29 protein-coding genes, 2 tRNA genes and 1 pseudogene are annotated in these 25980 nt (G+C 72.1%); 15 read left to right on the top strand and 17 right to left on the bottom strand.

Annotated features, from left to right (window positions below; genetic code table 11):
• Positions 1–10: 10 nt before the first annotated feature.
• The 6 genes from FB382_RS19155 to larB all read right to left on the bottom strand — a co-directional run bounded on the left by FB382_RS19155 (position 11) and on the right by larB (position 5306).
• Entirely contained in the window at positions 11–1036 is a 1026-nt protein-coding gene (locus tag FB382_RS19155; protein WP_182541246.1) for an adenylate/guanylate cyclase domain-containing protein, read from the bottom strand.
• Between the two features lie 7 nt (positions 1037–1043).
• Positions 1044–1436 carry a Crp/Fnr family transcriptional regulator gene (locus FB382_RS19150; RefSeq protein ID WP_182541245.1) on the bottom strand — a complete coding sequence of 131 codons (393 nt, stop codon included), beginning with the start codon at positions 1434–1436 and terminating at the stop codon, positions 1044–1046.
• A 100-nt stretch (positions 1437–1536) separates the two neighbouring features.
• Positions 1537–2763, bottom strand: coding sequence for an arginine deiminase (locus tag FB382_RS19145; RefSeq protein ID WP_182541244.1), 1227 nt, complete (start codon positions 2761–2763; stop codon positions 1537–1539).
• Positions 2764–2782: 19 nt separating this feature from the next.
• Positions 2783–3379: a TMEM165/GDT1 family protein gene (locus FB382_RS19140; RefSeq protein WP_125036960.1), complete on the bottom strand. Its 597-nt coding sequence runs from the start codon at positions 3377–3379 to the stop codon at positions 2783–2785.
• Complete coding sequence (gene larC, locus FB382_RS19135) at positions 3379–4620, bottom strand: nickel pincer cofactor biosynthesis protein LarC (RefSeq protein WP_182541243.1); 1242 nt, start codon at positions 4618–4620, stop codon at positions 3379–3381. The genes FB382_RS19140 and larC overlap by 1 nt, the downstream gene beginning before the upstream one ends.
• Complete coding sequence (gene larB, locus FB382_RS19130) at positions 4617–5306, bottom strand: nickel pincer cofactor biosynthesis protein LarB (protein ID WP_125036958.1); 690 nt, start codon at positions 5304–5306, stop codon at positions 4617–4619. The genes larC and larB overlap by 4 nt, the downstream gene beginning before the upstream one ends.
• A 131-nt stretch (positions 5307–5437) precedes the next feature.
• On the opposite strand from larB, the gene FB382_RS19125 reads away from it, so the two are divergent.
• Complete coding sequence (locus FB382_RS19125) at positions 5438–6217, top strand: VOC family protein (protein WP_182541242.1); 780 nt, start codon at positions 5438–5440, stop codon at positions 6215–6217.
• Between the two features lie 10 nt (positions 6218–6227).
• Here the strand turns inward: FB382_RS19125 and FB382_RS19120 are convergent, their stop codons facing one another.
• Complete coding sequence (locus FB382_RS19120) at positions 6228–7073, bottom strand: prephenate dehydratase (RefSeq protein ID WP_182541241.1); 846 nt, start codon at positions 7071–7073, stop codon at positions 6228–6230.
• A 102-nt stretch (positions 7074–7175) separates the two neighbouring features.
• On the opposite strand from FB382_RS19120, the gene FB382_RS19115 reads away from it, so the two are divergent.
• On the top strand, positions 7176–7574 hold the full coding sequence (locus FB382_RS19115; RefSeq protein WP_182541240.1) for a DUF4446 family protein: 399 nt from the start codon (positions 7176–7178) through the stop codon (positions 7572–7574).
• A 21-nt stretch (positions 7575–7595) separates the two neighbouring features.
• Here FB382_RS19115 and FB382_RS19110 read toward each other — a convergent pair whose 3' ends face one another.
• On the bottom strand, positions 7596–9170 hold the full coding sequence (locus FB382_RS19110) for a bifunctional phosphatase PAP2/diacylglycerol kinase family protein (RefSeq protein WP_182541239.1): 1575 nt from the start codon (positions 9168–9170) through the stop codon (positions 7596–7598).
• A gap of 135 nt (positions 9171–9305) precedes the next feature.
• Here FB382_RS19110 and serS point away from each other — a divergent pair, with 135 nt between their 5' ends.
• The 5 genes from serS to FB382_RS19085 are packed head-to-tail and all read left to right on the top strand — an operon-like array spanning position 9306 to position 13324.
• Positions 9306–10574 (top strand): serine--tRNA ligase, encoded by a 1269-nt coding sequence (gene serS, locus FB382_RS19105; protein ID WP_182541238.1) that lies wholly within the window; start codon positions 9306–9308, stop codon positions 10572–10574.
• Positions 10571–11422: an HAD family hydrolase gene (locus FB382_RS19100; protein ID WP_125036952.1), complete on the top strand. Its 852-nt coding sequence runs from the start codon at positions 10571–10573 to the stop codon at positions 11420–11422. The genes serS and FB382_RS19100 overlap by 4 nt, the downstream gene beginning before the upstream one ends.
• On the top strand, positions 11419–11910 hold the full coding sequence (locus tag FB382_RS19095; RefSeq protein WP_182541237.1) for a GNAT family N-acetyltransferase: 492 nt from the start codon (positions 11419–11421) through the stop codon (positions 11908–11910). Before FB382_RS19100 ends, FB382_RS19095 begins: the two co-directional genes overlap by 4 nt.
• Positions 11907–12701: an HAD-IIB family hydrolase gene (locus FB382_RS19090; RefSeq protein WP_182541236.1), complete on the top strand. Its 795-nt coding sequence runs from the start codon at positions 11907–11909 to the stop codon at positions 12699–12701. The genes FB382_RS19095 and FB382_RS19090 overlap by 4 nt, the downstream gene beginning before the upstream one ends.
• A gap of 17 nt (positions 12702–12718) precedes the next feature.
• Entirely contained in the window at positions 12719–13324 is a 606-nt protein-coding gene (locus FB382_RS19085; protein WP_182541235.1) for a hypothetical protein, read from the top strand.
• A gap of 5 nt (positions 13325–13329) precedes the next feature.
• On the opposite strand, the gene FB382_RS19080 is transcribed toward FB382_RS19085, so the two are convergent.
• From FB382_RS19080 to mobA, 4 genes are all read right to left on the bottom strand, one after another.
• The gene (locus FB382_RS19080; RefSeq protein ID WP_182541234.1) at positions 13330–13851 is read right to left on the bottom strand and encodes a bacterial proteasome activator family protein; all 522 of its coding nucleotides are present in this window, start codon (positions 13849–13851) and stop codon (positions 13330–13332) included.
• Positions 13852–13877: 26 nt separating this feature from the next.
• Entirely contained in the window at positions 13878–14855 is a 978-nt protein-coding gene (locus tag FB382_RS19075) for an NAD(P)H-quinone oxidoreductase (protein WP_182541233.1), read from the bottom strand.
• Positions 14856–14879: 24 nt separating this feature from the next.
• Positions 14880–15257, bottom strand: coding sequence for a DUF6457 domain-containing protein (locus FB382_RS19070; protein WP_182541232.1), 378 nt, complete (start codon positions 15255–15257; stop codon positions 14880–14882).
• A gap of 63 nt (positions 15258–15320) precedes the next feature.
• On the bottom strand, positions 15321–15902 hold the full coding sequence (mobA, locus tag FB382_RS19065; protein ID WP_182541231.1) for an NTP transferase domain-containing protein: 582 nt from the start codon (positions 15900–15902) through the stop codon (positions 15321–15323).
• A gap of 27 nt (positions 15903–15929) precedes the next feature.
• Between mobA and FB382_RS19060 the strand changes: the two genes are divergently transcribed.
• The 5 genes and pseudogenes from FB382_RS19060 to FB382_RS23000 all read left to right on the top strand — a co-directional run bounded on the left by FB382_RS19060 (position 15930) and on the right by FB382_RS23000 (position 18929).
• The gene (locus tag FB382_RS19060) at positions 15930–16694 is read left to right on the top strand and encodes a carbon-nitrogen hydrolase family protein (protein ID WP_182541230.1); all 765 of its coding nucleotides are present in this window, start codon (positions 15930–15932) and stop codon (positions 16692–16694) included.
• A gap of 11 nt (positions 16695–16705) precedes the next feature.
• Complete coding sequence (locus tag FB382_RS19055) at positions 16706–17767, top strand: hypothetical protein (protein ID WP_182541229.1); 1062 nt, start codon at positions 16706–16708, stop codon at positions 17765–17767.
• Between the two features lie 41 nt (positions 17768–17808).
• Entirely contained in the window at positions 17809–18042 is a 234-nt protein-coding gene (locus tag FB382_RS19050) for a biotin/lipoyl-binding carrier protein (RefSeq protein WP_182541228.1), read from the top strand.
• Positions 18043–18143: 101 nt separating this feature from the next.
• Positions 18144–18749, top strand: a pseudogene (locus tag FB382_RS19045) (HNH endonuclease family protein); the annotation flags it as partial.
• Positions 18741–18929: an excalibur calcium-binding domain-containing protein gene (locus FB382_RS23000; protein WP_343055684.1), complete on the top strand. Its 189-nt coding sequence runs from the start codon at positions 18741–18743 to the stop codon at positions 18927–18929. The pseudogene FB382_RS19045 and the gene FB382_RS23000, both read left to right, overlap by 9 nt.
• Positions 18930–18950: 21 nt before the next feature.
• Here FB382_RS23000 and FB382_RS19040 read toward each other — a convergent pair.
• Together FB382_RS19040 and FB382_RS19035 are read right to left on the bottom strand one after the other, a co-directional pair.
• Positions 18951–19038 (bottom strand) — tRNA-Ser (locus FB382_RS19040).
• A gap of 66 nt (positions 19039–19104) precedes the next feature.
• Positions 19105–19497, bottom strand: coding sequence for a hypothetical protein (locus FB382_RS19035; protein ID WP_185736192.1), 393 nt, complete (start codon positions 19495–19497; stop codon positions 19105–19107).
• A 111-nt stretch (positions 19498–19608) separates the two neighbouring features.
• Between FB382_RS19035 and FB382_RS19030 the strand changes: the two genes are divergently transcribed.
• From FB382_RS19030 to FB382_RS22650, 3 genes are all read left to right on the top strand, one after another.
• Positions 19609–20070: a hypothetical protein gene (locus FB382_RS19030; RefSeq protein WP_182541227.1), complete on the top strand. Its 462-nt coding sequence runs from the start codon at positions 19609–19611 to the stop codon at positions 20068–20070.
• Positions 20071–20136: 66 nt separating this feature from the next.
• Positions 20137–20230: transfer RNA gene (locus FB382_RS19025), tRNA-Ser, on the top strand.
• A gap of 214 nt (positions 20231–20444) precedes the next feature.
• Positions 20445–20579: a hypothetical protein gene (locus FB382_RS22650; RefSeq protein WP_260430753.1), complete on the top strand. Its 135-nt coding sequence runs from the start codon at positions 20445–20447 to the stop codon at positions 20577–20579.
• Positions 20580–20728: 149 nt separating this feature from the next.
• Here FB382_RS22650 and FB382_RS19020 read toward each other — a convergent pair whose 3' ends face one another.
• The 3 genes from FB382_RS19020 to FB382_RS19010 all read right to left on the bottom strand — a co-directional run bounded on the left by FB382_RS19020 (position 20729) and on the right by FB382_RS19010 (position 25833).
• Positions 20729–21745 (bottom strand): phospholipase D-like domain-containing protein, encoded by a 1017-nt coding sequence (locus tag FB382_RS19020; RefSeq protein WP_220481424.1) that lies wholly within the window; start codon positions 21743–21745, stop codon positions 20729–20731.
• A gap of 187 nt (positions 21746–21932) precedes the next feature.
• Positions 21933–23741: a phosphoenolpyruvate carboxykinase (GTP) gene (locus FB382_RS19015; protein ID WP_182541226.1), complete on the bottom strand. Its 1809-nt coding sequence runs from the start codon at positions 23739–23741 to the stop codon at positions 21933–21935.
• Positions 23742–23991: 250 nt separating this feature from the next.
• Positions 23992–25833, bottom strand: coding sequence for a phosphoenolpyruvate carboxykinase (GTP) (locus FB382_RS19010; protein WP_182541225.1), 1842 nt, complete (start codon positions 25831–25833; stop codon positions 23992–23994).
• Between the last annotated feature and the right edge of the window lie 147 nt (positions 25834–25980).

The following is a 25980-nucleotide window of genomic DNA, read 5'->3' as shown; positions in this document are numbered from 1 at the left end:
CGTGCGTGGCTCAGGGCCGGCGCAGCACCCACGAGTGAAGCCGCGAGTAGCCCTTCACCGAGGTCCGCCGCATCCGCCGGAAGCGGTACGTCGAGCTCCCGGCGTCCGCGTGCGTCGCCGCGTCGTCGGCCCGGTCCTCCTCGAGGCCCGTGAGCGCGGCGTAGGCGCCCTTGTCGACCAGCACCGTGTCGGGCCGGGCCACCGAGGTGAGCCGCGCCGCGATGTTGACCGTCGGGCCGTAGACGTCGCCGAGCCTGCTGGTCACCGGTCCGAAGGCGATCCCGGCCCGGACGGCCGGGAAGTCGTCGGAGTCGTCGGCACCGAGCTCGGTCAGGACGAGCGCGATCTCGGCCGCCGCCGCGACGTCGTCGGCCACGAAGAGCACCTCGTCGCCGATCGTCTTGATGATCCGGCCGCCGTGGTCGACCACGATGCCGGTCGCCGCGTCCTCGAAGTGCTCGAGCCAGGCGACCAGCTCGGCCTCGGCGAGGGACTTGCTGCGCGAGGTGTAGCCGACGATGTCGGCGAAGCAGACGGCCAGCTCGGAGACCCCCTGGCCCGCGGACTCCCCGGCCAGCATCCGGCTGCCGGCGCTGGCCAGGTGGCGTCGCCAGACATAGCTCTGGAGCTGGTCGACCAGCGGCAGCACCTGCTCGGAGAGCACCTCCAGCTGGGTGGCCGGTTCGGCGCCGGCCTCCCGGGCGACGTCGGCGAGCAGCAGCGTCTGCCACTCGGCCAGCCGCGCGAAGCTGCGGCCCCACGTGCGGACCAGGGCCGCCTGACGGTCGGGGCCGAGGATGCCGAGGTCGATCAGGTCGCGTGTCTGCCGGAGGGCGACGACGTCCGCCGGGGTGAACGCGACATCGTCGTCGGCCGCGTGGGGGAAGCCGAGCTGGCGCCACAACGCCTCGGCGACCTCCATCGGCACGCCCGCCTGCTCGGCGACCTCGAGCCGGGTCAGGCTGGGCGCCTCGCCCAGCAGCAGTCCCTCGACGGCTTCGAGGTTGTCACCGAGCTCGTCCCCGCCGTCTGCCACCCGGGTCTCAGTCGGCCGCGCGCGTGTGGTCGCTCGCGAGCCGCTCGTCGGTGGCGGAGCTGATGGCCTTCTCGAAGGCCGGGATCTCGCCGCACAGCTCGCGCACCGTCTGGGCGCTGAGGTGGATCAGCTCGAGCGGGGTGAGGGCGACGATGGTCGCCGTGCGGAGCGAGTGGTTGACGATCGCGACCTCGCCGACGATGTCGCCGGGGCCGAGCTGGGCGATCTCGTCGCCGTGGCGGCGTACGGAGACGGTGCCGGACAGGATGATGTAGGCCTTGTCCGCCGTGGTGCCCTCCCAGATGGGGGACCAGCCCTCGGGCACCTTCACCCCCGTGCCGGCGGCGCTGATGCGCGCGACCTCCTGCGGTGTGAACGTGTCGAAGAACGATTCAGCCATGGTGGTGCCTCTCGCGTGGTTGTCCTCCCCGGGCCACATCCTCGCGGACGGGACCGGGGAGGTCCAGCGTGACGATGCTTACCCGGGGCTCACCCGGGGCTCACCCGGCGGGCAGCGGCTCGCGCGAGATCGGGCAGCTCATGCAACGCGGGCCGCCGCGGCCCGAGCCCAGCTCGGAGCCGGCGATCCGCACGACCTCGATCCCGGCCTCCTCCAGGCGGGCGTTCGTCTCGTCGTTGCGCTCGTAGGCCACGGCCACCCGCGGCGCCAGCGCCAGGGTGTTGTTGCCGTCGTCCCACTGCTCGCGCTCGGCGGTGACGGGGTCCAGACCGGTGTCGATCTGGTGGAGGGTGTCGATCTGCATCGCCTTGGCGGCCGCGACCAGGAACGGCTCGGCCTCGGCGACGCGCAGCTCCAGCCGGCCCTCGTCCTCGTGGTCGCTGGTCATCGTCACGGCGTGCGCCATCAGCGAGTCGGCGACGTTGGGGTACATCACGATCTTGTCGACGTCGACCATGGTGGCGACGGTGTCGAGGTGCATCGTCGCGCGCTCCTGCGCGATCGGCACGGCGAGCACGGTGTGGGCCAGGCCGGCGTGGAAGACCTGGCGGGCGAAGCGCTCGACGCCGGCGGGCGTCGTACGCTCCCCGACGCCGACGGCGATCACGCCCGGGGCGAGCAGGAGCACGTCGCCGCCCTCGACGTGCTCGTGGTGCCAGCCGTGGATCTTGCGGGTGCCCTGGAAGCGGGGGTGCTCGGTGTAGATGAGCTCGGTCAGCTGGGTCTCGCGGGTCCGTGCGGGCATGGCCAGCGACGTGATCGCGACCCGGTCCTGGACCCAGACGCTGGAGTCGCGGGTGAAGAGCAGGTTGGGCAGCGGATCGATGAGGAAGTCGTCGCTGGCGAACAGCGAGGTGACCAGGCCGAAGCCGCCGCGGACCTCGTCGTTGCGGATGCCGGCGGTGAGGTAGCCGGTGAGCTCCTCGGGCGAGGCGTCGCGCAGGGCGTGCGCGAGGTAGGTGCGCATCGTGTCGCCGAGGTGCAGGCCGGCCAGGGCGGTCGTGATTGCGTGGTTGCGCGCCACCTCGCTCGCCAGGGTCTCGGTGAGCAGGTCGGTCAGGTACAGCACCTCGACGTCGCGGGCCCGGAGCGCCTCGGCGAAGGCGTCGTGCTCCTCCTGGGCGCGCGCGACCCACGGGATGCCGTCGAACAGCAGCTTGTCGTTGTTGCGGGGCGTCAGGCGCTTCAGCTCCGGGCCGGGGCGGTGGAGCATGACGGTCCGGAGGCGCCCGACCTCGCTGTCGGCGCCGTGCGTGGGGTGACTCATGCGCCGAACTCTAGACGGATCAGGCCAGCAGCTCGTAGGTCGTGATCCCGGCCAGCAGCAGGCACACCGCCGCCCCGACGTAGTGCAGCGCGTGCAGCGACACGAAGCGCATCAGGGTGCGCCCGGAGATCGCGGCGAGCCCGCTGACGACCAGGAGGGCTCCCAGGGCGCCGATGAAGACGCCGACCGGGTCGTCGTACTTGGCGACCAGCGAGATCGTCAGCAGCTGGGACAGGTCGCCCCACTCGGCGGCGAAGAGGATCAGGAAGCAGGTCAGGACGGCCCGCCAGCCGGTGGCGGCGGTCGCCTTCGCGGCGAACTCCGCCTCGTCCTCACTGGCCAGGTGGTGGCTGCGCCCCTCGCGGAAGAGCAGCACCGCACCGGCGAGGAAGATCGCGGCGGCGACCCCGCGGACCAGGTCCTGCGGCAGGAAGGTCACCGCGTGGCCCAGCGCCACGGCCACGACGGTCTGCACGGTGAAGGCCAGGCCGACCCCGATCCAGACGAGGAGGGGGCGGTACTTCGTGGCGAGCACGAGGGTCGCCACGAACGTCTTGTCCGGCAGCTCGACGACGAAGATCGCGGCGAACGTCAGGGCGATGACGGCGAGGTCCATCAGTGTCCTTGCTTGGTGAAGGGGCGGGCGGCGGCGGCCGCGTCGGCGAGCACGTCCACGACCGGGCGGCCGAGGGCGGCGGCCACGCGGGCCACGTCGTCGTACTCCGGCTGGGCGTTGACGACCTCGTCCCCGAGGCGGGCCAGCTTGACGGCGATCCGCTGGCCGTCGACCTCGACCGCGACCATCTCGCGGTCGAGGGCGTGCTTGCCGAGCGGCTGCTCGCGCAGGCCGATGGTCGAGGTGTTGCGGAAGATCGCGGCGCGGACCTCGGCGGCCTTCGCGGCGGCGACGAGGACGCTGAGGGTGTGGGCCGGGCGGCCCTTCTTCATCAGGATCGGGGTGAGCCAGGCGTCGGACGCACCGGCCTCGAGGAGGGCCGCGATCACCGCCGGCCAGACCCGCGGGTCGAGGTCGTCGATGTTGGACTCGATGAGCAGCGGCGGCAGGTCGGTGGTTGAGGAGCGAGCGCCAGCGAGCGTCTCGAAACCCCGACCGACGAGCAACCGCAGCACGTTGGCGTGCCCCTCGGGGTCCCGGCCGCCGGCACCGATGCCGATGGCCTCGGTCGTCATCGGCGGCTGCGGACCCCATCCGGTCGCGAGCGTGGTGAGCAGCGCGGCGCCGGTGGGCGTGCACAGCTCCATGGCCGGGGCACCGGGCGGTCCGGCGTACGACGGCACGCCGCGCAGCAGCTCGGCGACCGCCGGCGGGGGGACCGGCATCGAGCCGTGGGCGCCGCGGACCGTGCCCGACCCGACCGCGACGGGGCTGACGACCACGCTCGCTGGTCGAGCCTGAACCGGTGGTCGAGCCTGCCGAGACCCGAGGTGGACGAAGCCCGCGCACACCCCGACCACGTCGGCGATCGCGTCGAGCGCACCCACCTCGTGGAAGTGCACGTCGAGCGGGTCGGAGCCGTGGACGGCGCCCTCGGCGACCGCCAGCCGCTCGAAGGTCCGGGTGGCGAGGTCGCGGACGGCCTCGTCGAGGGGAGCGGCGGCGAGCAGGTCGCGGATGTCGCGCCACGAGCGGTGGTGGACCGAGTCGGCGATCTCGACGTGGCAGCGGGTCGCGGCGAAGCCGTTGCGGGTCACCTGTTCGACCGACAGCGCCACCGGCTCCGGGGCGATCGCGTCGACCGCGCCCTGCAGCACCTCCAGCGGCACCCCGGCGCCCAGGAGCGCGCCGAGGAGCATGTCGCCGCTCGCGCCCGACGAGGCGTCGATCCAGATCGTCACGGGCGGACCTCGGCACGCCGGGCCACGCGGGCGGCGAAGACGCCGGCGCCGTAGCCGTTGTCGATGTTCACGACCGTCACCCCGGGCGCGCACGAGTTGAGCATCCCCAGCAGGGCGGCGATGCCGCCGAAGGAGGCGCCGTAGCCGACCGAGGTCGGCACCGCGACGAGCGGGACGCCGGTCAGGCCGCCGACCACCGAGGGCAGGGCGCCCTCCATGCCGGCCACGACGACGAGGCAGTCGGCCGTCGCGAGCCGGTCCCGGACGGCGAGCAGCCGGTGCAGGCCGGCCACACCGACGTCGTCGATGCGGTCGACGCCGGCGCCGTGCACGCGGATGGTCAGTGCGGCCTCGGCCGCGACCGGGGCGTCGCTGGTGCCGGCGGCGACGACCGCGACCGTGCCGCGCGGCTCGGGGAGCGGGCCGAGGGTGACCGCGCGCGCCACGAGGTCGATCGTCGCGTCGGGGAGCGCGCGGCGTACGACGTCGAGGGACTCGTCGGACAGCCGGGTCGCGAGGACGGCACGCTCGGGGTGCTTCTCGTGGAGGGCCGACAGGATCGCCACGACCTGGTCGGGGGTCTTGCCGGCGCCGTAGACGACCTCGGGGTCGCCCGTGCGGGCGGCCCGGTCGACGTCGACGCGGGCGAAGCCGAGATCGGCGGTACGGGGGTCGTCCTGGTCCACGCAGAGAACCTACCTGCCTGTTCACCCGCGCGCCGTTGCCAGTGTCGGTGGGCGGGTGTTGGCTGATGGGTGGGGTCGAGACCCACCCGACCGGATGCACGTCCGCAGACACGGAAGAAGGCGCACCACCCATGCCGAAGATCGAGTCCTACACCCAGGGCACGCCCAGCTACGTCGAGCTGATGACCCCCGACCAGCAGGCCGCGAAGGCCTTCTACGGTGCGCTGTTCGGCTGGGACGTCCAGGACGTCCCGCTCGACGACCAGGGCAACGTCTACCTCGCGGCCGAGAAGGACGGCGACTCGGTCGCCGGCATCAGCGGCCAGATGCCCGAGCTCGCCGGGCACCCCGCCTTCTGGGGCGTCTACCTGACCGTCGACGACGTCGACGCCACCGCGGCCAAGGTCGCCGATGCGGGCGGCAAGGTCGAGGCCGGCCCCTTCGACGTGATGGACCTCGGCCGGATGGCCTCCATCCAGGATCCGACCGGTGCCCGGGTCAACCTCTGGCAGGCCGGCGCCACCATCGGGACGATCCGCGCCAACGAGCCCGGCACCCCCATCTGGAACGAGCTGGTGTCCCCCGACCTCGAGACCGCCACGAAGTTCTACGCCGACGTGCTCGGCGTCGAGTGGCAGGCCCAGGACATGCCCGGTGGCTCCTACACGACCCTGGTCTCCGGTGGCCGTCCGGTGGGTGGCGCGATGCTGCCGCCGATGGAGGGGATCCCCCCGCACTGGAACGTCTACTTCAACGTCACCAGCGTCGACGAGACGGTCGCCCAGGCCGAGTCGCTCGGCGGCCAGGTCGTCGCCCCCGCGTTCGACGTGCCGGGCGTGGGCCGCATGGCCGTGCTGTCCGACCCGCAGGGGGCGATGTTCAACCTGATGCAGAACCCGTCCGAGTCCTGAGCCCCGGGGCTCAGGCCCGGAAGTCGTCCGCGGGGTAGACCCCGAGGATCTTCACGTCGGTGGTGAAGAACGCCAGCTCCTCGAGCGCGTTCCTCACCCCGACGTCCTCGGGGTGCCCGTCGACCTCGGCGAGGAACTGCGTCGCGGTGAAGTGCCCGCCGACCATGTAGCTCTCCAGCTTGGTCATGTTCACGCCGTTGGTCGCGAAGCCGCCGAGCGCCTTGTAGAGCGCGGCCGGCAGGTTGCGCACGTTGAAGATGAAGCTCGTGACGACCGGCCCGTTGCCGGGTCGCGCCTCGACGTACTCCCGGGAGAGCACCACGAAGCGCGTGGTGTTGTGGTCCTCGTCCTCGACGTCGTCGGCCAGCACCTCCAGCCCGTAGATCTCCGCGGCCAGCGGCGGCGAGATGGCCGCCTGCGTGCGGTCCCCGGCCTCGGCCACCTCGCGGGCGGCGCCCGCGGTGTCGCCCGAGATGATCGGGCGCAGGCCGTGCTCGCGGATGATCTTGCGGCACTGCCCGAGCGCGTGCACGTGGCTGTGCACGGTCTTGATCTCCTCCAGCGAGGTCCCCGGCACGGCCATCAGGCTGAACCGGATCCGCAGGAAGTGCTCGGCGACGATGTGCAGCCCGGAGTCCGGGAGGAAGTGGTGGATGTCGGCCACCCGGCCCGCGATCGAGTTGTCGATCGGGATCATCGCCAGGTCCGCCTCACCCGACTCCACCGCGGCGAACACGTCCTCGAACGACGCGCACGCGAGCGCCTCCATCGCGGGGTAGTGCTCCTTGCACACGATGTGGGAGTTGGCGCCGGGCTCGCCCTGGTAGGCGATCCGGCGGGTCTGCTCAGCGGTCACGGCGCCAGTTTCCCACGGCCGCACCCCCCGATCCCGTGCTCGACCGAGGGGTGGCGAGCGCGCCTGCGCGGTCCGACCGGATGCCGCTCCTAGGCTCTCCCGGTGACCTTCCTCGCCATTGCCGCCCTCGTCGTCGCCCTGGTGGGGCTGATCTTCTCCGTCATCGCCCTGCGCCGCCTCAGCGCCGGCCGCCGCGGGTCCGGTGCCGACGCCCTGCCCGAGGACGTGCACGGCCTGCGCCAGGAGGTCGCCGCTCTCCGCGCCGAGACCCGCGACGCGCTCCGCCACCTCGCCGTCGTCCGGTACGACGCCTTCGGCGACATGGGCGGCCACCTGTCCTGGTCTGTGGCGATCCTCGACGACGGTGGCAACGGCGTGGTCCTCACCTCGATCCACGGCCGCAGCGAGGCCCGCACCTACGCCAAGAGCATCGCCGGCTGGAGCTGCGAGCAGCAGCTCTCGCCGGAGGAGGACGAGGCGATCGACCACGCCCGTCCCTGACCCCCCATCGAGGGGGTGCGGTCAGCGGGGGACGCGGACCAATGCCCTGCCGTGGATGCACTCCATGCGCAGCTCGCGGCCGGGACCGATCGAGTCGCCGTCGAGCTGGCGGGGGGTGTCGGTGGAGCACCGGATCACCACGGACGAGCCGGTCATCCGGTTGACCAGGTCGTCGGTGTGCTTGAGCTTGAGCAGCACCCGCCAGGCGAGCGGGATCCAGGAGAAGAAGTTGCGCGGGTGCAGGATCACCACGTCGAGCAGCCCGTCGTCGATGGCGGCGTCGGGGAGCAGCGGCAGGCCGGCCTGCAGGAAGCCGACGTTGCCGACCACGACGGTGCGGGCGCGGTGCCGGGTGAACTCCCCGCCGTCGACCGAGACCTCGACCTTCACGGCCGGGAACATCAGGGACTTCAGGCCGGAGAGGACGTAGGCGACCCAGCCGACCCGCTTCTTCAGGTCCTCGTTGACCCCCTCCATGATCGCGGCGTCGAATCCCATGCCGGCCATCACCATGAAGTGGGTGTCCTCGATCTCGTCGCCGCCGACGCGGACCAGGTCGATGGCGCGGTCCTGCCCGGTCAGGGCGACGTCGATCGCGGCGCGCAGGTAGAGCGGGATGCCCAGGTTGCGGGCCAGCAGGTTGCCGGTGCCGGCCGGGATGATGCCGACCGGGATGCCGGTGCCGGCCAGCTCCGCGCAGACCTCGCGGACGGTCCCGTCGCCGCCGCAGACGAGGACCAGGTCGGCGCCCTCGATCGAGGCGGCCTCGGCCATGCCGGTGCCCGGGTCCTCGACGGTCGTGTAGTGCCAGCTCGGCTCGGACCAGCCTGCCTCGCGCGCCATCGTGGACACGATCGACCGGAACTGCCCGACGTCCTCGACCTTGATCGGGTTCAGCACCACCGCGAGCTTGCGCGCGGACGGCAGCACCTCGGGCAGCGGCTCAGCGCTCTCGGCGTGGCTGCGCGGCAGCGGGCTGTAGATCGTCAGGCCCAGCAGCACCATCCCGGCGCCGAGCAGCGCACCGGCGGTGACGTCGCTGGGGTAGTGGCGCCCGAGCAGCACCCGGTCGGCCATCACGACGAGCACGACGACCACGAGGCCGGCATAGAGGAGGCGCCGCGTGCTGGCCCGCCGGATCAGCATCACGATCAGCACCACGCAGATGCCGGCGTACGCCGTCACCGACGACGCGTGGCCGCTGGGGAAGGACTGGCTGTGCAGCAGGTCCTCGGGGTTCTGCCACGGCGGCCGGACGCGACCGAACTGCGCCTTGAGGAACGTCGTGAGCAGCGAGGTGGACACCATGATGACCACGGCGAAGATCGCCGCCCGCCGGTGCCGCTTGAGCAGCATCGCGCCGGCCAGGATCGTGGTCAGCACGGTCATGCCCCAGGTCGCGAAGCAGACCTCGATGACCTTCAGCGGCTGCCGGATCCAGGTCGTGTCGACCGACCAGCTCTCCAGGCCCTTGCCCCGGTCGTCGAAGCTGTCGAGCGGGCCCCAGCCCTGCGTCACGGCGAGCGCGATCAGCGAGAAGGCGGCGAAGCAGGCCAGTGCCCAGCTCAGCGTGACGAGGCGAGGTCGGTCGAGCATTCGCACAGTATGCCGGGGGACGGGCCCCCGACCCGTATCTCGGATGAGCCTCTCCGCGGAGGGCCGTTAGCCTTGCCACATGACCTCACCCCACGACGAGCCTCGCTTCGCTCCCCTCGCCGCAGGGACCCCGAGATGATCGACCCGAAGGTGCTCCGAGACGACCCCGACCGAGTGCGCGCAGCCCAGGCCAAGCGCGGGCTCTCCGCCGACGTCGTGGACCGCGCCCTCGCCGCCGACGCCGCCCGCCGCACGGCCATCGCCGACTTCGAGGCCAAGCGCGCCGAGCAGAAGCAGCTCGGCAAGCTGATCCCGCAGGCGCAGGGCGAGGAGAAGCAGGAGCTGCTCGGCCGCACCAAGACGCTGGCCGCCGACGTGAAGGCCGCCGAGGCCGCCCAGACCGCCGCCGAGGCGGAGTGGCAGGGCGCCCTGCTGAGCATCCCCAACCTGGCCGCCGAGGAGTCGCCCGCCGGCGGCGAGGAGGACTTCGTCCTGCTCGAGACCGTCGGCACCCCGCGGGAGTTCGACTTCGAGCCGCGCGACCACATCGAGCTCGGCCGGATGCTCGGTGCCATCGACCTCGACCGCGGCGCGAAGGTGTCGGGCTCGCGGTTCTACTTCCTCACCGGCGTCGGAGCCGAGCTCGAGCTGGCCCTGATCAACCTCGCCATGGAGCAGGCCCGCGAGGCCGGCTTCACCCAGGTCATCGCCCCGTCGCTGGTCAAGCCCCGCGCCATGGACGGCACCGGCTTCCTCGGCCAGGCCGCCGACGACGTCTACCGCATCGAGGGCCAGGACATGTACCTCGTGGGGACCTCGGAGGTCCCGATGGCGGCCTACCACTCCGACGAGATCCTCGACGGCGCCTCGCTGCCCCTGCGGTACGCCGCGTTCAGCCCGTGCTTCCGCAAGGAGGCCGGCTCGCACGGCAAGGACACCAAGGGCATCATCCGGGTGCACTGGTTCGACAAGGTCGAGATGTTCGTCTACACCACGCCGGAGGACGCCGAGGCCGAGCACCAGCGGCTCCTGGGCTGGGAGAAGCAGTTCCTCGACAAGCTCGAGCTGGCCTACCGCGTCATCGACGTGGCCGCCGGCGACCTGGGCCTCTCGGCGCAGCGCAAGTTCGACTGCGAGGCGTGGATCCCCACCCAGGGCAAGTACCGCGAGCTCACCTCGACGTCCAACTGCACCGAGTTCCAGACCCGCCGCCTCGACACCCGTGCCCGCCACGCGGGCGAGGTGAAGCCGGTCGCCACGCTCAACGGCACGCTCTGCGCGATGACCCGCACGATCGTGGCGATCCTGGAGACCCACCAGCAGGCCGACGGCTCGGTGCGGGTGCCGAAGGCGCTGCAGCCCTGGCTGCAGGGGCGCGAGTTCCTGAAGCCGATCGCCCCGTGACGAGCTGGCGGCCGCTGCTCGTCGCGCTGGACATCGACGGCACCCTGCTGAAGTGGGTGGAGGGCTCCGGCACCACCCACGAGGAGATCGCGCCGGCCGTCCGCGACGCCGTGCGCCGCGCGCTCGACGCGGGCACCCAGGTGGTCCTCGCCAGCGGCCGCTCGGCGCACGGCATGACCCGCATCGCCGACCTGCTGGGCCTGCACGACGAGGAGTCCGAGCGGCTCTGGATCGTGGCCAGCAACGGCGCGGTCGTCTTCCGCTACCCGCCGCTCGAGGTGGTCCACGAGGAGACCTTCGACGCTCGTGCCGCGGTCGAGGCGGTGCTCCGGCACCACCCCGACGCACTGGTCGCGGTCGAGGAGCGCGGCGTCGGCTACCGCGTCAACCGGCACTTCCCCGACGGCGAGCTCTCCGGAGAGATGAAGGTGACCACGGTCGACGACATCGTGTCCGGCCCGGTCAGCCGCGTGATCATCCGCGACCCCAACGCGACGGCCGACGACTTCGTCGAGCTCGGCCGCAAGCTCGGCCTGCACGGCACCAACTACGTCGTGGGCTGGACGGCCTGGCTCGACCTGGCCCCCGTGGGGGTCTCCAAGGCCTCCGGCCTGCAGTACGTCGCCGACGAGCTCGGCATCGCCGCCACCGACACCCTCGCGATCGGTGATGGCCGCAACGACATCGAGATGCTCCAGTGGGCGCACCGCGGCGTCGCGATGGGCCAGTCCGTCGAGGCCGTCCACGAGGCGGCCGACGCCGTCACCGCCTCCGTGTACGACGACGGCGTGGCCGTCGAGCTCGCGCAGTGGTTCCCCAACGGCACCGGCCCCGGGACGCCTGCATGAGCCTGCCCGCCGTCGTCACCACCGAACGCCTCACCCTGCCGCTGTGGACCGCCGCCGAGGTGGCCGACCTGGTCGCCGGGCGCCGCCGCGAGGGCTGGCACCGCGACTTCCCCCGCGAGGACGACCGCGACGCCGCCACGATGTTCCACGAGGGCGACCCGTGGGGGCCGCGCAGCATCGTCCGCGGCGCGACGGTGCTCGGCTCGATCGGCTTCTTCGGCCCGCCCGACCCGGCCGGACCCGGAGGCGGGGTGCCCGAGACCGAGGTCGGCTACGGCCTGGTCGAGGAGGCGCGCGGCTGGGGCTTCGCCACCGAGGCGCTCCGGGCCCTGCTGGCCGAGGCCGACGCCGCGGGCGTGAGGATCCGGGCCAGCGTGCTGCCCGGCAACAGGCCCAGCATCCGGGTGCTCGCCAAGTGCGGCTTCACCGAGCTGCGCGGCAGCGACGAGGACGGCCAGCTCGTGATGGCCCGGCCGCTGCCCCGGTGAGCCTGCCCCGGCTGGTCGCGACCGACCTCGACGGCACCCTCGTCCGCTCCGACGGCACGGTGTCGGACTACACGCGCGGGGTGCTGGAGGAGCTCGAGCGCCGCGGCGTACCCGTGGTCTTCGTCACCGGCCGCCCGCTCCGCTGGGCCGACGACGTCTTCCCCTACGTCGGGGGGCACGGGCTCGCGGTCGTCTCCAACGGCGGGCTGGTCTGGGACGTCGCACGGTCCTCGGTTCACCTGATGCGCCCGATCGAGCCCGAGGTGGGGCTCGAGGTGTGCCGGCTGGTCCGGGAGGCCGTGCCGGGATCGCGGTTCGCGGTGGAGACCCTGGCCGGGATCGGCCTCGAGCCGGACTTCCTCGAGCGGCACGTGGTGCCCGAGGGCAGCCGGCGCGGGGCGGTGGAGGAGATCTTCGACGAGCCGGCCCTCAAGCTGCTGGCCCGCCACGAGGACCTCGCCCCGCAGGAGTTCTGGGACGCCGCCGAGGCCGTCGTCCAGGGCCGCGTGACGATCACCTGGTCCTCGACGACGGCGCTGCTGGAAATGAGCGCGGCGGGGGTCACCAAGGCCTCGACGCTCGCCCTGCTGTGCGCCGACCTGGGCGTCGACGCCGCCGACGTGATCGCCTTCGGGGACATGCCCAACGACCTGCCGATGCTCGACTGGGCCGGCACGTCCTACGCCATGGCCGACGCCCACCACACCGTCACCGAGCTCGCCGACCACGTCGCGCCGGGCCACGACGACGACGGGGTGGCGCGGGTGCTGGCTGGTGTCTTCGACCTGTGATCTGTTTCGATGTCCGGGTGCTCGACACCGTCTCCGCGTCCCTCCCGAGAGCGGCCCGCCGCCTCTTCGCCACCCTGCTGATCGCCGGGTGCAGCGTCGTCGTGCTCGGTCAGGGGCCGGCCTCGGCGTGCCCCGCAGCGTCCGGCAGCGGCACCACCCAGGACCACACGATGAACGTCAGCGACGTCTTCACCGGTGACGTCGCCGGCGTGACCCGCGACGACCGGACGATCACCTACGACGTGCGCGTCGACCGGGTCTACAAGGGCGAGGTGCAGACCGCCGACGTGCTGGTGACGACCTCGGCCAAGGCGCGCAGCTGCACCGGCGTCGAGCTCACCAACGGCCGTAGCTACGTCTTCTTCGCCCAGGCCGACGGGTCGGACCTCTCCATCGCCCGCGCCGACGGCACCGCCCGCGCCGGCGACCAGCTCGTCAAGCAGGTGGAGCGGCTGCTCGGAGACGGCCACGCGCCGACTCCGCCGGAGCCGAAGACCGCGACCTTCACCCGCGTCGCGCACGCCGAGCCGCAGACGCTGCCCCGCCTGGCGGCCCCGGGCCTCGCGCTGGTGCTGGTCGGCCTGCTCGGCCTCCTCGTCGTACGCCGCGTCGGCTCGCGGTAGCAGGCCTAGAGGTACATCCCTCCGGAGTCGCCCGGCTGCGGCGCGGCGTGATCACCGGCGTCGGGGCCCGGGTGCGCCTGCGGCGGCGTCATCCCGCCCGGGGGCAGGGCACGGCGGATCTGCTCGAACTGCGCCCGCGAGGCCATCTGCTGCGCGTAGATCGCGGTCTGGATGCCGTGGAAGAGCCCCTCGAGCCAGCCCACCAGCTGGGCCTGCGCGATGCGCAGCTCGCCGTCGGAGGGGACCTCGTCGTCGGTGAAGGGCAGCGTCAGCCGCTCGAGCTCCTCGACGAGCTCCGGGGCGAGCCCCGCCTCGAGCTCCTTGATCGAGGAGCGGTGGATCTCCTTGAGCCGGATCCGGCTGGCCTCGTCCAGGGGCGCGGACTTCACCTCCTCGAGCAGCTGGCGGATCATGCTGCCGATCCGCATCACCTTGGCGGGCTGCTCGACGAGGTCGGTGATCGCGCGCTCCTCGTCGTCGTCCGGACCGATGAGGACGACCTGCTGCTCTTCGGGCTGTTCCGTCATGCCACCCACCCTAGGAGGCCGGGTGCTCACGTCGTGAGCAGGATCTTCCCCATGTGGTCGCCGGACTCCATCAGCGCGTGGGCGGCGCGCGCCTCCGCGAGCGGCATCGTGCCGTGCACGATCGGCTGCACGAGCCCCTCGGCGACCAGCGGCCACACGTGCTCGACCACGGAGGCGCAGATGGCGGACTTCTCCGCCGTCGGGCGCGACCGCAGGGTGGTCGCGATGATCGCACCGCGCTTGCGCAGCAGGGCGTTGATGTCGAGCTCGGCCCTCGTGCCGCCCTGCATCCCGATGATGACCAGGCGGCCCTCGGTGGCGAGGGTGTCGACATTGCGGCCGAGGTACTTCGCGCCCATGTTGTCCAGGATGACGTCCACGCCGCGGCCGTCGGTCACCTCACGGATCACCTCGACGAAGTCCTCGTCGCGGTAGTTGATCGTCACGTCGGCACCGAGCGCCGCGCACGCGGCGAGCTTCTCGGCGGTGCCTCCGGTGGTGAACACCTTGGCCCCGAGCTCGGAGGCGAGCTGGATCGCCATCGTGCCGATGCCGCCCGCGCCGCCGTGCACGAGGAAGGCCTCCCCGGGCTGCAGCCCCGCGACCATGAACACGTTGGACCACACGGTGCACGCCACCTCGGGCAGTGCGGCCGCGGTCACCAGGTCGACCCCGTCCGGGATCGGCATCAGCTGCCCGGCAGGTACGGCGACCTTCGTGGCGTACCCGCCCCCGGCCAGCAGGGCGCACGCGCGGTCGCCGACGGACCAGCCCTCGACGTCGGGACCGACCGCGGCGACGGTGCCGCTGCACTCCATGCCCATCACGTCGGACGCGCCTGGCGGCGGGGGATAGAAGCCCATCCGCTGCAGGAGGTCGGCCCGGTTGAGGCCGGCGGCGGCCACGTCGAGCACGACCTCCCCGGGACCCGCCTCGGGGTCGGGGAGCTCGGCGACGGTCAGGACCTCGGGGCCACCGGGCTCGGTGGCGATGACGGCGCGCATGCCAGCCACCCTAGGCGGCAGTCCTCACTCCTCCTCGTCGGAGTCCAGCAGGTCCTCGTCGTCGTTCTCGTCCTCGTCGTCCACGTCGGCCAGGTCGGCCGTGTGGTCCACGACGCTGTCGTCGGGGACCGGGTCGTCGATGTCGTCGGGGTCCGGGGCGTCCGCCGGCCGGTCCCAGCCCTCGGCGAGCGCCTGGGCGCGGGCCGCGAGGCGTTCGACCCCGTCGGGGTCGGCCCCGCGCACCCCGGCGGCATAGCCGAGCAGGAAGGTCGTCACGGGTGCGGCGGGCCGCTCCACCTGGTGGGCCACGGTGCGGGCCAGGTCCAGCACGAGGCCCTCGTCGATCTCGGCCTCGAGGTCGAGCGCGTCGCACAGCTCATCGATCCAGTCGTGCAGGTTCACAGGGCTCAGGCTTGCGCGCGGCGGCCTCGCCCGCAACCCCCAACCGCCGCGATCGCGGGGCAATCAGCGATCGGAGGCCAGGTCGCGCAGGTCGGCCCACGTGTCGACGTCCACGCCCTCGTCGCCCTCCGGCGCGATCGTCGCGAGGTCCAGACCGGCGAGGAGCCGGTGGAAGGCCATGCCGTGCTGGCTCTCGTGGTCGGGCCGCACCTCGTCGAGGCGGTCCGCGCGCAGCACGCCCGCGAGCTGGCGCCGTCCGTCGGCCCCGGTGAGGAAGGCGCCGTCGTGCCCCTCCGCGGCCTCGTGCAGCCGTCGGAAGGTCAGGGCGGTCACGCGCGGCATGTCCACCGCCAGCACGCCCACCGTGCGCGGCGCGCGGAGGAGCGCGTCCCGTCCGGTGAGCAGCGCGGCCACGGGTCCGCCGAAGCGTGGGCTCTCGCGCGTGAACGTGACGGGCCGCGTGGTCGGCACCGGGTCGCCGACCACGACGACCTCGGAGGCGTCGACCAGGGCGTCCAGCGCGTGCTCGAGCAGGGTGCGGCCGGCGTACTCGACCGAGGCCTTGTCCGCGCCGCCGAGGCGGACGGCGGTGCCGCCGGCCAGCACGACCGCGCAGAATCCGGTGGTGCCGGGAGGGAGATCCACGACCGTCAGTCTGACAGGCTGGGGACCATGGACCAGCTGCGCGTCGCCCTCGTCCAGCAGGCGTCCGCCCTCGAGCCGGAGGCCAACCGCCGGCTGCTCGCCGAGCTCACCCCCACCGATGCCGACCTGGTGGTCTTCCCCGAGGCGTTCGCCCGCGACTTCGGCGAGGCCGGGTCCGACGTCAGCGCCCACGCCGAGCCGCTCGACGGCCCTTTCGCCACCGAGGTCGCGCGCCTCGCGGCCGAGCGCCGTACGACGATCGTCGCCGGCATGTTCGAGCCGGGCGCCGACCCGGGCCGCCCCTTCAACACGCTGGTCGTGCGCGGCGGGGCCGAGGCGGCCTACCGCAAGATCCACCTCTACGACTCCTTCGGCTACCGCGAGTCCGACCGGCTGACCGCCGGCCCGCTGGAGCCGACGGTCGTCGACGTGCAGGGCTGGAGGGTCGGCCTGATGACCTGCTACGACCTCCGCTTCCCCGAGCTGGCCCGCGCCCTCGTCGACCGGGGCGCCGAGGTGCTGGTGGTTCCCGCCGCCTGGGTGGCCGGCCCGCGCAAGGTCGAGCACTGGCGCACCCTCCTGCGCGCCCGCGCGATCGAGAACACCGTCTTCGTGGCGGCGGCCGGCCAGCCGGGCCCGCGCTACAGCGGGCACTCGCTCGTCGTCGACCCGCTCGGCGACGTGCTCGCCGAGGCCGGTGACGACGACCAGGCCCTGTCGGTCACGTTGGAGCGCGCGGTGCTGGACGAGGCACGGCGTACCAACCCCTCGCTCGCCAACCGGCGTCTGTAACCTCTTCCGTCGTGTCCACGCACGTTCCGCGCCGCAGAGCGATCCGCCCGCCGTCGCGGTCCGAACGCCTGCGTGCGCGCCTCTCCGGCGGGGTCCTCGCGATCCGCCGGTCGCGCTTCCCCTTCCTGGTGTGGGCCGCCGTCGTGGCGGCCGGGCTGGCCGCGCTCGTGACCGCGATGGTCCCGGTCGGGCCGGAGTGGCTCGGCGGTGCCGGAGCGGTGGCCGTCGCCACCGCCTACACGTGGGGGCTCGCCGCGCGCACCGGTGGCCGCCCGGTCATCTTCAGCGCCCTCGCCCTGGCGATGGGCGTCGCGGTCCTGGTCTCCGACGAGCGGGTGCTGCGCACCGGCGCCGCGGTGATGACGTGCGTGGTGTCCGCAGTCCTGGGCGTCACCGCGACGGTCCCCGCGGTGCGCTTCGTGAACGCGTGCCGCGAGGCGTTCGTCGCCACGCTGGTGGCCTCCATCGGCGCGCTCGCCACGGTCGGCTTCGAACCCGTCATCACCCTGGTCCGGTTCGAGTACGCCACCCTCGGCCTGTCCCTGCTCGGCGCCTTCGCCGTGGTCTTCCGGCTCGGTGCCGGCCTCCACGGCCTGGGCCGGCGCGGCATGCTCGCGGTGCTGCTCGGGTCGCTGGTGCTGGCGTTCACGCTCGCCTACGCGGAGCTGATCCGGCGCTACGGCCCGCCGGGACTCGTGGACCACCTCCTCGCGGGCGTGCACTGGAGCCGCGACCACCTCGGCGCCTTCCCCCGGCCGATCGAGGCGATGCTCGGGGTGCCCGCCCTCGCCTGGGGCTGCCACATGCGGGCCCGTCGCCGCCAGGGCTGGTGGGTGTGCGCGTTCGGTGCCGCCGCCACCGCCCCGGTCGCCCAGGCCCTGCTCAACCCCGCGATCTCCTACCTCGAGTGCGGCCTGTCCGTGCTCTACGGCCTGGTCGTGGGTCTGCTGATCGGCTTCGTGGTCATCCGCCTCGACCTGGCCATCACCGGCCCCCGCGGCTCCCGCGCCCGGCGTGCCGAGGAGGCCGCCGCCGTACGCCCCGAGCCGGCGCGCACGCGCGCGCTGCTCTGAGGTGATTCCGGGTACCTGTCGGTAACGGCTAGGTTCGCTGCATGGCCCGCGAACAGGTGACCGAGATTCTCGCGGAGATGGTGGCCAACGTGATGAGCGTGGCCGTGTCTCCCGGAGACGCCGTGGCGGCGGGCGACACCGTCGTGCTCCTGGAGTCGATGAAGATGGAGATCCCCGTGATCGCGGAGGCCGCCGGCACCGTGCGCGGGGTCAAGGTCGGCCCCGGTGACGTCGTCCAGGAGGGCGACGTGCTGATCGAGCTCGTCCTGGGCTGACTGCCCACCCCTTGCTGACGTCGATCCCGCCCACGCTGCGCCGGTACGTCGCGGCCCTCGCCACCGCCGGGCTGCTGGCGGTGCTGACCGGCTGCGCGCCCGTGGTCCATGCCACCGCGCCGGGCAAGCCCGACCGACCCAAGCGGCCCGAGGCCGGTACGGCGCTGGCGCTGCTGGCCACGCTGCCGGTCAAGGGGCGGGCCCCGATGACCGGCTACGACCGCGACCGGTTCGGGCCGGCCTGGCTGGACGTCAACCGCAACGGCTGCGACGAGCGCAACGACATCCTCGCGCGTGACCTGACCGGGACCCGGGAGCAGAACTGCCGGATCCTCGACGGCACCCTGATCGACCCGTACACCGCGCGCACCATCCACTACGTCTACGGCGACGGCGCCCTGGTCGACATCGATCACGTGGTCGCGCTCGGCAACGCCTGGGCGACCGGTGCCTCCCGGTGGTCGGTGCTCAAGCGGGCCGGGCTCGCGACCGACCCGCTGAACCTGCTCGCCGTGGACGCCTCCGCGAACCGGCAGAAGGGCGACGGCGACGCGGCCACCTGGCTGCCCCCGAACAAGGCGTACCGCTGCGCCTACGTGGCCCGGCAGGTCGCGGTGAAGGCGAAGTTCGGCCTGTGGGTGACGGCCCCGGAGCGGAGCGCCATCCAGCGGGTGCTCTCGCGGTGCCCCGACCAGCCGGTGCCGGCGGACTCCGGCGCCCCGGTCGAGGTCACCCACCACATCACCGACCCCGGGGACGGCGACGGGGACGGGTCCTACGCGAGCTGTGACGCGGCCCGGGCCGCCGGCGCGGCCCCGCTCCACCGGGGAGACCCGGGCTACGGGCCGCAGCTGGACGGCGACGGCGACGGGATCGCCTGCGAGTGAAGGCGAGTCCATCGGGCTGGCTGGCAGAGGGGGCGGGATTCGAACCCGCGGTAGGTCTCCCTACGACCGCTTTCAAGGCGGTTCCGATCGGCCGCTCCGGCACCCCTCCGTGTCGCGCGCGTCAGCGCACGAGCACGGGAGCAGTCTAGAGGGGAGGGTCGGGCTACCCGGCGGGCTACTCCGATCCGCCGATCTCCATCTCGACCGCGTCGTAGGCCAGGTCGTGCATCCGCTGCACGTGGCGTGCGGCCTCGCGGAGCAACCGCTTCATCTCCACGCGGATCTCCTCGACCTCGGGGCTCTCGAGGACCATCGGCCCCATCGCGCTGAGCCGGCCGAGCAGCGCGTTGCGCTCGCGCAGGATGGTGCCGCCGCGGGCGGCGAGCCAGCCGTCCTGGGAGTGCTCGCCCTCGGCGATGAGGGCGTCGCGCAGCACGCCCATGCGTTGTCGGACGACCCAGCGCCAGTTGCCGAGCGGGACGCCGGTCTGGCGTGGGGCGTCGAGGGCCTGGTCGAGGCCGTGCAGGGCCGCGGCCATCCCGGCCGTCGGTGTGGACAGAGCGGTCATGGTGCCTCCCGGCGCTCCCGGTGTCGGGTGGAACTTCGAGTGTGACCCGCGCGACGGCCCGTGAACAAGGGCGATTGGCGCCCGAATCAGGTGTCTTGTTCAATCAACTCCATGGCTCTCCCGACCCCGTCCGACTATCGGCTCTCGCCCGCTCTCGGCGCCCGGTTGATGGGCCTGCTGCTGGTCGCCCTGGCGATCCTCCTGTTCGTCCTCACCGCCGCCGTCGCGGTCTTCCACCTGCCGCCCGACCTCCTGGTCGGGCTCGCGGCGCTCGGCCTGGTCGGCGTCTTCGGCGGCGGCTGGCTGCTGACCCGCAGGACGTACGTCGTGCGCCTCGACGCCGACGGCTACCGGGTGCGGTTCGTGCGGGGTGCCGGCGTCACGGCCGCGAGCTGGACCGACGTGGAGGACGCCGTCACGGCCTCCCCGCGCGGCATCCCCTGCGTCGTGCTGCACCTCAAGGACGGCCGCGCCACCACGATCCCGGTGGAGGCGCTGGCCGCGGACCGCGAGGACTTCGTGCGCGACCTGCAGGCCCACCTCCAGCGCGGCCAGGGCCTCACGCCGCTGTGACCCACCCCTGACCCGCCCCTGATTCGTCCCGACAGGTCCGGCCTTGTAGCCTGTGTCCCGCTGTCGGGAGGCGTCGCCTAGTCCGGTCTATGGCGCCCGCCTGCTAAGCGGGTTTGGGGCTACAACCCCATCGAGGGTTCAAATCCCTCCGCCTCCGCCAGTGTCCGACCCCCGGAGACCCACTAGTCTCCGGGGGTCGACCGCATTTCAGGTGCAGGGCGTTTGCAGAAACCTGCAGATGGGCACCCTGAACTGCAGGAATGTGCAATGCACAAATGTGAGCCAACGATTGGCTGCCGCGCCGCACTGAACTGCCACAAACTCTTCCCAGGGCCTCCCGATGGGCCTAGGACATCAAGGTGGAGGGACCCCCCATGAACATTGCACGCAAGGTTGCGATTGCACTCGCCGCTACCGGCATCAGCCTCGGCCTTCTCGGAATCACCGCGCCCGCCCAGGCCATGGACACCAGCTGGGGCTGCGGCGGGTGCATCTCGACGGGGAAGTGACCTTCCCCCACCCACAGTTTTGAGACCGGGACCCAACTCACCCCCCACTTGTTCGGTCCTCGCGCCACCCCCCCGGCCGGTCTCAAACACACGAGGGCAGTGACCATCCGGTCACTGCCCTCGTGATTATTTCGGCTTGAGGTGTCGGCTCAGCCCGACTCGTTGCCCGAGATCCCCTGGCTGCCCATCGTGTAGCCGAGCTGGAAGCGGGTCTCCGCCTCGTACTCCTCCTTGAGGTCGGCGATGTAGCCGGCGTAGGTGCGGGTGCTCACCCCCAGCCGCTTGGCGCTGGCGGGGTCAGCGTGTCCCTCGATCAGCATCCGGATCGTCATCGCCCGCTGCTCGGCGGCGATGTCCTTCATCATGCTGGTCTCGCGGTTGGTGAACGGGCGGGCCCGCTCCCAGGTGCGCTCGAAGATGTCGACCAGGTAGGCCACCACCGAGGGCTCCCGGATCGCCATGACCGCGCGGAGGTCCTCCTGGCCGGGGATGACCGCCACCCGGCGGTCGATGACGATCATCCGGTTGAAGAACTCGTCGAGGGTGCGCACCTCGGCGCCCCGCTCGGTCACCGCGGCGACGTACTTGTGGGTGACCGCGGAGCGGCGGGCGCTGTGCTGGTAGAGCGTGCGCATCTTGACGCCGCGCTCGAGGGCGGTCGTGTCGCGCAGAGCGGCGCGGGCCAGGGTCTGCGGGTCGCGGCCGGTCTGGGGCTGCGCGGTGAGGATCTCCTCCTCGCACTCGGCCACGAGGCCGGCGATGAAGGGGTCGATCGCCTCGTTGCGGATGTGGGTGAAGGGGCCGCGCTCGATGCTCTGCGGCGCCCGTCGCCACGCATGGGACAGGGACCCGAAGGCCTTCGCCCACTGCGAGGACTCCTCCAGGAGCTTGGCGCCCTCCTGGCCCAGCGGCGACACGATGCGCGACTGGACGCTGGTCGGGTCGACCGGGACGTAGACGTCGGCGACCTGACCCGTGCTCAGCAGACCGAGCTCGACCAGCAGCCGGAAGGCCGCGTGCAGCGGCCCGTCGGGAACGACGCGTGGGTCGTGCGCAGAGAGCTCACCCGTCTCCGCGACCTCCTCGTAGAGCGAGGTGGCCTCGGATTCGAAGAGCGCACGATCCTCGGGACCGTAGGTGCCCACCCTGAACTTCCCCTTCTGCACGCCCCCGGAACCACTTCCGCGACCGATGATTCCACATGCGTCCCGCTGGCACCGGCTGCCCCACCATCCCGGCCGCGTCGCGACACGCCGCCGACACGCCGGGAGATGGGCCGGGAGACGCGCCGAGGCCCCGTCCGCGAACGGACGGGGCCTCGGTCGGTGCTGCGGTGCCCCGGGGGGCGTCGGCTCAGGCGCCCAGGCGGGCCTTGAGGCCGTCGAGCTCGGTCCAGAGCACGGCCGGGAGGTCGTCGCCGAACTTCTCGAACCACTCCTGGATCTGCGGGATCTCGGCCTTCCACTCCTCGACGTCGACGGCCAGAGCCGACGCGAGGGCGTCCTCGGACATGTCGAGGCCCTCGGTGTCGAGCGAGCCCGGGGCGGGCACGTGGCCGATCGGGGTCTCGACCGCGGCGGCCTGGCCCTCGATGCGCTCCACGACCCACTTCAGGACGCGGGAGTTCTCACCGAAGCCCGGCCACAGGAAGCCGCCCTCGTCGTCGCGGCGGAACCAGTTGACGTAGAAGATCTTCGGCAGCTTCGCTGCGTCGTTCTCCTTGCCGACCGTGATCCAGTGGTTGAAGTAGTCGCCGGCGTTGTAGCCGATGAAGGGCAGCATCGCCATCGGGTCGCGACGCACCACGCCGACCGCGCCGACGGCGGCCGCGGTGGTCTCCGAGGAGAGCGTGGCGCCGAGGAACGTGCCGTGGGTCCAGTCGCGGGCCTCGAAGACCAGCGGGACGGTCGTCTTGCGACGGCCGCCGAAGAGGATCGCGTCGATCGGCACGCCGCGCGGGTCGTCGTACTCGGCCGCGAGGATGTCGCACTGCTTGATCGGCGTGCAGTAGCGGCTGTTGGCGTGGCTGCTGAGCTCCTCGGACTCGGGGGTCCAGGGCTCGCCCTTCCAGGAGGTCGCCTTGGCCGGCGGGTTCTCCAGGCCCTCCCACCAGACGTCGCCGTCCTCGGTGAGCGCGACGTTGGTGAAGACCGAGTTGCCCTTCTCGATCGTCTTCATCGCGTTGGGGTTGGTGTGGTAGTTCGTGCCCGGCGCGACGCCGAAGAAGCCGAACTCCGGGTTGACCGCCCACAGGCGGCCGTCCTCGCCGACGCGCATCCACGCGATGTCGTCGCCGAGGGTCTCGACCTTCCAGCCCGGGATGGTGGGCTGGAGCATGGCGAGGTTGGTCTTGCCGCACGCGGACGGGAACGCCGCGGCGATGTACTTCACGAGGCCCTGCGGGCTGGTGAGCTTGAGGATGAGCATGTGCTCGGCGAGCCAGCCCTCGTCACGGGCCATGACGCTCGCGATGCGCAGGGCGTAGCACTTCTTGCCGAGCAGGGCGTTGCCGCCGTAGCCGGAGCCGAAGGACCAGATCGCGCGCTCCTCGGGGAACTGCACGATGTACTTGGTGTCGCTGCAGGGCCACGCCACGTCCGCCTGGCCGGGTTCCAGGGGCATGCCCACGGAGTGGAGGGCGGGCACGAAGTCGGCGTTCAGCTCCTCCATGCGCGCGAGGACGGCAGATCCCATCCGGGCCATCACGCGCATCGAGGCGGTGACGTAGGCCGAGTCGGTGATCTCGATGCCGAACATCGGCTTCTCGGCGTCCAGGTGGCCCATCACGAACGGGATGACGTACATCGTCCGGCCCTGCATGCAGCCCTCGTAGAGCTTGCGCATGAGCGCCTTCATCTCGTTGGGGTCCATCCAGTTGTTGGTGGGCCCGCAGTCCTTCTCGTCGACCGAGCAGATGTACGTGCGGTCCTCAACACGTGCGACATCGATCGGGTCGGAGGCGGCGTAGAAGGAGTTCGGCTTGATGGAGGGGTTCAGCCGGGTGAAGGTCCCGGTGGACTCGAGGGCGTTGGTGAGCTCGGTCCACTCCTCGTCGGAGCCGGTGCACCAGTGGATGGAGTCGGGGCGGGTCATCGCGGCGACTTCGTTGACGAAGTCGAGGATGCCCTGGTGGGTGGTGGGTGCCTGCGTCTCGGCGGTCATGCCATGTTCCCTCTCGCGCATTCGCGGTGGTCGCCTCCGTGCGTGGAAGGCGCCGCCGGCCGTCGAGCGTATCGACGGTGTGTCGTGGAGTTGCTGGGTCCGGGGTGGCGTCGCTGCCGGCCCGGTGGGTCGCCGCGAGGCTATCGCGGGCGCTGCGGCGGCCCCTATTGGATCGATCAACGCAACCGGCGACGGAGCCGGCCCCTGACGGGAGCCGGCACCGTCGCCGGTGCGGGTGGTGCGGTGGTGATCAGTCCTCGGCGGCCTCGAGGGCCGCGGCGACGCGGCGGTGCGCCTCCCAGATCTCCTCCGGCAGCCGGTCGAACTGGCGCAGGTGCTCCTCACGGAACCCGATCTCCTGCTTCCAGCGGTCCACGTCGATCGACAGGATGCGCTCGAGGTCCTCGGGCCGCGTGTCCATGCCGTCGAGGACGAGCTCGTCCTCGGTGGGGATGATGCCGACCGGGGTCTCGCGCCCCTTCACCTCGCCGTTCTTGAGCTGCAGCAGCCACAGCAGCGGTCGCAGGTTGTCGCGGTAGCCGTGCCAGAGGAAGTGGCCGTCCTCGGGGTCGCGCTGGAACCAGTTCACGTGGGCGAAGATCGGCTGCTCCTTCGCGGCGCCGACGATCTTGAGGTAGTGCGCGGCGTAGTCGCCCTCGCCGTAGGCCATGAACGGCCGGTTCGACATGGGGTCGTAGCGCAGCTGGCCCTCGACGCCCTCGGCCGCGGCGGTCGCCTCGGCGCCCAGGGTGAGGCCGTCGTAGACGCCCTCGGCCAGGTCGGTGATCGCGCGGATCAGCGGCTCCCGGTCGCGGGTGCGGCCGCCGAAGATGATCGCGTCGATCGGCACGCCCTTCGCCGCGTTGTAGTCGGGCGCGATGTTGGGGACGTTGTCGAGCGTCGTGGTGAAGCGGCTGTTCGGGTGGGCCCAGGGCGAGGTGTCGCCCTCCTTGCGGTCCGAGATCGGCGCGCCCATCCAGTCCAGCCAGCCCTCGACGTCGGCCGGCGGCTCGGGGGTGCGGCCCTCCCACCAGACCTCGCCGGTCGTGGCGTTGTAGGCGATGTTGGTGAAGATCGTGCCGGTGCCCGGGTCCACGGAGTGCAGTGCGGTCGGGTTGGTCACCTCGTTGGTGTCCTTCGCGACGCCGAAGACGCCGTACTCCGGGTTCATGCCGTAGAGCCTGCCGTCGGTCTCGTCGACCCACAGCCACGCGATGTCGTCGCCGTAGAAGGAGACGTGGTAGCGCTCGCCGAGGGCGTCCGGCGCCAGCATCATCGCGAGGTTCGTCTTGCCCGAGGCGCTCGGGAAGCCGCCGCAGACGTGGTAGGTCTTGCCGGTCTCCTTGTCGTGGATCCCGATGAGCATGTACTGCTCGGCCAGGAACTTCTTCGACGTCCAGCCGTCGTACGCCGCCTGGCGCAGGCCGTGGGCGATCTTGCCGAGCAGCGCGTTGCCGCCGTAGGACGAGCCGAAGTGCAGGATCGTGCGCTCGTCGGCGACGGTCACGAAGTAGCGCTGGTCCTCGGGGGTGCCCTGGCCGAGGTTCTCCAGGTCGCCGGTGACGTGCACGGCGCGCACGAAGCTGTCGGGATCCTCCAGGTCGTTGAGGAAGTCGACGCCCACGCGGGACATGCGGATCATGTGCAGCACGACGGTGCGGGTGTCGGTCAGCTCGACGCCGGCTGCCCAGGGCGCCAGCTCGTTGCCGGGAGGCGACATCAGGTAGGGAATGACGTACATCGTCTTGCCCGCCGAGGCGCCGCGCATGCGGTCCTCCAGGAGGGGCTTCATCTCCGAGGAGGGGCGCCAGTTGTTGTAGACGCCCTTGTCCTGCGGGTTGCTGGTGCAGACGATGGTGCGCTCCTCGGAGCGCGCGGTGTCCTTGTGGTAGCTGCGGGAGTAGTAGCGACCCTCGCCGGCCGGGAGCAGCTCGCCGGCGTCCAGCGCTTCCTGGATCAGCCGTGCGTCGTCCGCGGCGGTGACGACCTCGACGCGCTCGGCGCCGGTCAGCTCCGCATAGTGCCGGACGTAATCCCGGACTCGTGGGTTGGTGAGGCCTGCGGCATCCAGTGCCGCCTCGACGTCTGCCATCGTGATCGTTCCCTCTCGCGCTTCCCGGTGCGTCCCTGACGGGCCCGGACCGAGCCGTCGAGCGTATCGACGGAGGTGAAGTGGAGCTGCCGTTCAGATCGCGCGGCGACGTTGGCGGCGACTGGTCGTGCGAGGGTACTCCCGCGT

This window comes from Nocardioides ginsengisegetis (assembly GCF_014138045.1).
GTDB lineage: Bacteria > Actinomycetota > Actinomycetes > Propionibacteriales > Nocardioidaceae > Nocardioides > Nocardioides ginsengisegetis.
This window is presented reverse-complemented; position numbering and strand designations above follow the sequence as displayed.

Excerpts from the sequence above, each read along its gene's own strand:
- FB382_RS19150 (WP_182541245.1), bottom strand. The coding sequence starts at position 1,436 with ATGGCTGAATCGTTCTTCGACACGTTCACACCGCAGGAGGTCGCGCGC.
- FB382_RS19145 (WP_182541244.1), bottom strand. The coding sequence starts at position 2,763 with ATGAGTCACCCCACGCACGGCGCCGACAGCGAGGTCGGGCGCCTCCGG.
- FB382_RS19140 (WP_125036960.1), bottom strand. The coding sequence starts at position 3,379 with ATGGACCTCGCCGTCATCGCCCTGACGTTCGCCGCGATCTTCGTCGTC.
- FB382_RS19125 (WP_182541242.1), top strand. The coding sequence starts at position 5,438 with ATGCCGAAGATCGAGTCCTACACCCAGGGCACGCCCAGCTACGTCGAG.
- FB382_RS19110 (WP_182541239.1), bottom strand. The coding sequence starts at position 9,170 with ATGCTCGACCGACCTCGCCTCGTCACGCTGAGCTGGGCACTGGCCTGC.
- serS (WP_182541238.1), top strand. The coding sequence starts at position 9,306 with ATGATCGACCCGAAGGTGCTCCGAGACGACCCCGACCGAGTGCGCGCA.
- FB382_RS19095 (WP_182541237.1), top strand. The coding sequence starts at position 11,419 with ATGAGCCTGCCCGCCGTCGTCACCACCGAACGCCTCACCCTGCCGCTG.
- FB382_RS19080 (WP_182541234.1), bottom strand. The coding sequence starts at position 13,851 with ATGACGGAACAGCCCGAAGAGCAGCAGGTCGTCCTCATCGGTCCGGAC.
- FB382_RS19075 (WP_182541233.1), bottom strand. The coding sequence starts at position 14,855 with ATGCGCGCCGTCATCGCCACCGAGCCCGGTGGCCCCGAGGTCCTGACC.
- FB382_RS19060 (WP_182541230.1), top strand. The coding sequence starts at position 15,930 with ATGGACCAGCTGCGCGTCGCCCTCGTCCAGCAGGCGTCCGCCCTCGAG.
- FB382_RS19050 (WP_182541228.1), top strand. The coding sequence starts at position 17,809 with ATGGCCCGCGAACAGGTGACCGAGATTCTCGCGGAGATGGTGGCCAAC.
- FB382_RS19035 (WP_185736192.1), bottom strand. The coding sequence starts at position 19,497 with ATGACCGCTCTGTCCACACCGACGGCCGGGATGGCCGCGGCCCTGCAC.
- FB382_RS19030 (WP_182541227.1), top strand. The coding sequence starts at position 19,609 with ATGGCTCTCCCGACCCCGTCCGACTATCGGCTCTCGCCCGCTCTCGGC.
- FB382_RS22650 (WP_260430753.1), top strand. The coding sequence starts at position 20,445 with ATGAACATTGCACGCAAGGTTGCGATTGCACTCGCCGCTACCGGCATC.
- FB382_RS19015 (WP_182541226.1), bottom strand. The coding sequence starts at position 23,741 with ATGACCGCCGAGACGCAGGCACCCACCACCCACCAGGGCATCCTCGAC.
- FB382_RS19010 (WP_182541225.1), bottom strand. The coding sequence starts at position 25,833 with ATGGCAGACGTCGAGGCGGCACTGGATGCCGCAGGCCTCACCAACCCA.